4 protein-coding genes are annotated in these 3,985 nt (G+C 65.1%); all 4 read right to left on the reverse strand.

Features of this window, described 5'->3' with window-relative positions:
* The coding region (locus RMO81_RS09995; RefSeq protein WP_409049605.1) for a glycosyltransferase at nucleotides 1-250 on the reverse strand (250 nt) is incomplete at its 3' end.
* Nucleotides 247-1,455, reverse strand: a complete 1,209-nt coding sequence (locus RMO81_RS10000) for a putative peptidoglycan glycosyltransferase FtsW (RefSeq protein WP_310475704.1) — start codon at nucleotides 1,453-1,455, stop codon at nucleotides 247-249. The genes RMO81_RS09995 and RMO81_RS10000, both read right to left, overlap by 4 nt.
* Before the next feature lie 11 nt (nucleotides 1,456-1,466).
* Nucleotides 1,467-2,732, reverse strand: coding sequence for a UDP-N-acetylmuramoyl-L-alanine--D-glutamate ligase (murD, locus tag RMO81_RS10005; RefSeq protein ID WP_310475705.1), 1,266 nt, complete (start codon nucleotides 2,730-2,732; stop codon nucleotides 1,467-1,469).
* A gap of 103 nt (nucleotides 2,733-2,835) precedes the next feature.
* A complete protein-coding gene (gene mraY, locus RMO81_RS10010) occupies nucleotides 2,836-3,909 on the reverse strand; it encodes a phospho-N-acetylmuramoyl-pentapeptide-transferase (RefSeq protein ID WP_310475706.1) in 1,074 nt (357 codons plus the stop codon).
* Nucleotides 3,910-3,985: the final 76 nt, after the last annotated feature.

A 3,985-nucleotide genomic window follows, 5' to 3' on the forward strand; every position in this document is an offset into this window, starting at 1 on the left:
CCACTTGCGGCAGTGAACGCCAGCCGCTGCGGCCGGTGGAGGCGGCGTCAACCTTGGTCACCGGCACGCCGGGGAACAGGCCGGGGAACCTGAGCCCGCGCTCGTCCGTCACCAGATGCACCTTGTGGCCGCGCGCCATCAGTTCCAGCGCCAGGCAATGCGCCGGCACCATATGGCCGCCAGTGCCGCCGGCGCACAGCACATAGGTGCCGCCGGGACTTGGGGTCATCTGGCGGGGATTGTCGGTCATGCGGCGCGCAAGCTGCCGGGCGGCCGCGCCCAGGGCTGGCCCTTCAGGAACGGATTGCAGCGGGTCAGTGCCAACAACAGGCCGGCGCCAACACAGATGGCCAGATAAGAGGAGCCGCCGTGGCTGATGAACGGCAGGGTCATGCCCTTGGACGGCAGCAGTGCCAGATTGACCATCATGTTGATCGCCGCCTGAAAGCCGAACTGCGCTGCAAGGCCAGCGGTAGCGAGGAACACGAACGGATCTTCTTCATCCATGGCCACCAGTAGCGCGCGCACGACCAGGCCCATGAACAGGCCGGCCAGCATGAAGCAGGCGATCAGGCCAAATTCTTCACCGATGACGGAAAAGATATAATCGGTCTGCGCTTCGGGCAGGCGGAATTTCATGCGGCCTTCGCCCGGCCCGGTGCCCAGCCAGCCACCGGCGCGGAAGCAATCCAGCGCCTTGTCGATCTGGAACGTGTCACCGGTACCCAGCACCCATTTGTCGATACGGGCGGCAAAGTGATCGAGGGTGAAATAGGCCGCGACCAGCCCAACCAGGCCCACGCCGGCCAGCGCGCCGACGATGGTGAGCGACAGGCCGGCCAGCATGGCTTGCGTGAGCCACACTGCCGAAATCAGCGCCGATTGGCCGACATCGGGCTGGGCGATCAGGCAGATCACCGCCACGCCCAATATCCCCATGCTCATCTGCATGGTGGGCAGGCTGCGATCTTCCACTTTCAGGCTGAGCAGCCAGGCGGTGGTGACGATGAAGCAGGGCTTGAAGAACTCCGACGGCTGGAACTGAAAGCCGGGCAGCTGAATCCAGCGCGCCGCGCCGTTGGTGCCGCCGCCGATGAACGGCACCAGCAGCAAGGCCACCAGGCAACCCAATGTGCCCAGCACGGCCAGCCGCTTGAGCATGCGGATATCCAGCATCGACGTGGCCAGCATCAGCGGCAGGCCCAGCGCCACCCAGCCCAATTGGCGATAGAGGAAATACAGATCATCCAGCCGCAGATTGGTGCCCGAAAGCCGGCGCGCGGCGGCGGGCGAAGCGGCCGCCACGGCCACGATGCCGGCGGCGATCAGCGTGAAGATGATGACCAGCAGCGTCTTGTCGATGGTCCAGAACCAGCGGCCAAAACTGGAACGGTCGCCGCGGGTGAGCGCGGCGCTCAATGTGCGTCCGGTGTTGCTGCGCCTGTTGCCTGTCAACGCCGTCCCCCTCACAATGCCGCAACCGCTGCCCGAAAGGCAGCGCCGCGGTCTTCAAAATCCTTGAACTGATCAAAACTGGCGGCCGCCGGGCTGAACAGCACGACGTCACCCGCGGTCGCTCCGGCCAGCACATCGGCCACGGCCTGCGCCAGCGTGCCCGAACTTGTGACCGGCACCCGGCCCTGCAATTGTTCGGCAAACATCGGTGCGGCTTCGCCAATCAGATAGGCGCCCACGATGCCCCCCAGATGCGGCAGGATCGCCGACAGATCGGCCTTGCCACTGGCATCCAGTTTGGGCCGGCCACCGGCAATCCAATGAAGGCGCGGATAGGCGGTCAGCGCCGGTGCCGTGCTGTCGGCGTTGGTGGCCTTGCTGTCGTTCACCCACAGCAGGCCGCGCTTTTCGCCCACCGGCTCCATGCGGTGGGCCAGCGCCTGATAGGTGGCAAGGCCGCGCGCGATCAGATCGTCGGCGATGCCGAGCGCGCGGGCGGCAGCAATGGCGGCGCGGGCATTTTCCAGATTGTGCGGGCCCTTCAGCGCCGGCCAGTCGCTTTGCGGTGATGGCAGCGCCACATCCTCGATGAACAGCACCGGCCCCGAAGCCAGCGTCCACGCGGCCTGGGCGGCGCGGCCAACAATGGCGGTGCTGCCGGGCTTCTGCATGGCAAACAGCCGCGCCTTGGCGGCGGCGTAGCCGGCCATTGTGCCGTGGCGTTCGAGATGGTCGGGCGTGATGTTTGTGAGGATGGCGACATCGCAGGCCAGGCTGTGGGTGATGTCGAGCTGGTAGCTCGACAATTCGAGCACCCACACACCGCTTGCGGGCAGGGCGTCCTGCGCCATGATCGGCAGCCCGATGTTGCCGCCCATCGCCGAGGGGATGCCGGCGGTCGTGCACAGATGATGCAGCAGCGCCGTGGTGGTCGATTTGCCGTTGGTGCCGGTGATGCCGACCACGCGCGCCTGGGGGCGGGTCATGGCAAACAGCTCGGTATCGCCGATCACTGGTACGCCATGGCGGGCGGCAGCGGCGAAAATCGGTGCTGAATGCGGCACACCGGGTGAAACCACGATGCCCGCCAGCCCGGTCAGATCAGCCGTGTTCAGATCGACCAGTTTGCCCTCAAACGCCGCCCTTGCCGCTTCGCCGTCGTCCCAAGCCCACACCTCGCCGCCCGATGCGGCCAGCGCGGCGGCCACGGCACGGCCGGTGCGGGCCAGGCCCAGCACGCCCCAGCACAGCTGAGCAAAGGCGGGCGAGGTGATCACCGGTGCAGCGTCCTCCCCCCCCGTGCGCTACGGTTACGCAGCAGCACACGCAGTGCGGGGTATGCAGGTTCAAGGAGGAGGACGCTGCTGACGAACATGGCGGTCACCGAAGTTTCAGTGTCGCCAGGCCCGCCAAGGCGAGCAGGATGGCGATGATCCAGAAGCGGATCACCACGGTCGATTCTTGCCAACCTTTCTTTTCGAAATGATGGTGCAGTGGTGCCATACGGAACACGCGCTTGCCCGTCGTTTTGAAGCTGACAACCTGAATGATGACTGAAAGCGTTTCGAGCACGAACAGCCCGCCGATCACCAGCAGCACCAGTTCGTGATTGGTGATCACCGCGATGGTGCCGAGTGCGCCGCCCAGCGCCAGGCTGCCGGTGTCGCCCATGAACACCATCGCCGGCGGCGCGTTGAACCACAGGAAGCCCAGACACGCCCCGATCAACGCCGCGCAGAACACCGCCAGTTCGCCGGAACCGGGCACATGATGGATGCCGAGATAATCCGAAAAACGGATATTGCCGACCAGATAGGCAATCACCGCAAAGGCCGCTGCCGCGATGATCACCGGCATGGTGGCGAGGCCATCCAGCCCATCGGTGAGGTTCACTGCGTTGCCGAAACCCGTCACGATGAAGGCGGCAAACGCGATATAGAACAGGCCCAGATATAGGCCGGCGTCCTTCAGGAACGGCAGATAAAGGGTGAAGCCGGTGCGGCTGGCAATCCACGAACAGGCCAGGCCGGCAATCAGGAACTCCATGGCCAGCCGGGTCCGGCCGGAAACGCCCTTGTGGCTCTGCTTGGTCACCTTGTCGAAATCGTCCATGAAACCGATGGCGCCAAAACCCAGCGTGACAGCCAAGCTGGCCCACACAAAGCCATTGCCCAAATCCATCCACATCAAGGTGGAGATGGTCATGCCGATCAGGATGAGCAGGCCGCCCATGGTGGGGGTGCCGCGCTTGGTGAGCAGGTGCCATTCCGGCCCGTCCTCGCGGATCGGCTGGCCCTTGCCCTGCTTGGCGCGCAGCATGTCGATAAAGCGGGGCCCCAGCACCAGCGCGATGGCCAGGCTGGTCATCAGCGCCGCAATCGCCCGGAAGGTGATGTAGCGGAAGATGTTGAACAGGCCTTCATAGCCCGCATAATCGGCCAGCAGCTTGATCATGGCATCATGTCTCCGCAGCCCCTGACTGTGATTCGCCCAGCGCCTCGATGACGCGGGCCAGCCCGATCGAATTGGA

This window comes from Sandarakinorhabdus sp., from assembly GCF_031422795.1.
In the GTDB taxonomy this organism is placed as follows: Bacteria; Pseudomonadota; Alphaproteobacteria; order Sphingomonadales; family Sphingomonadaceae; genus Sandarakinorhabdus.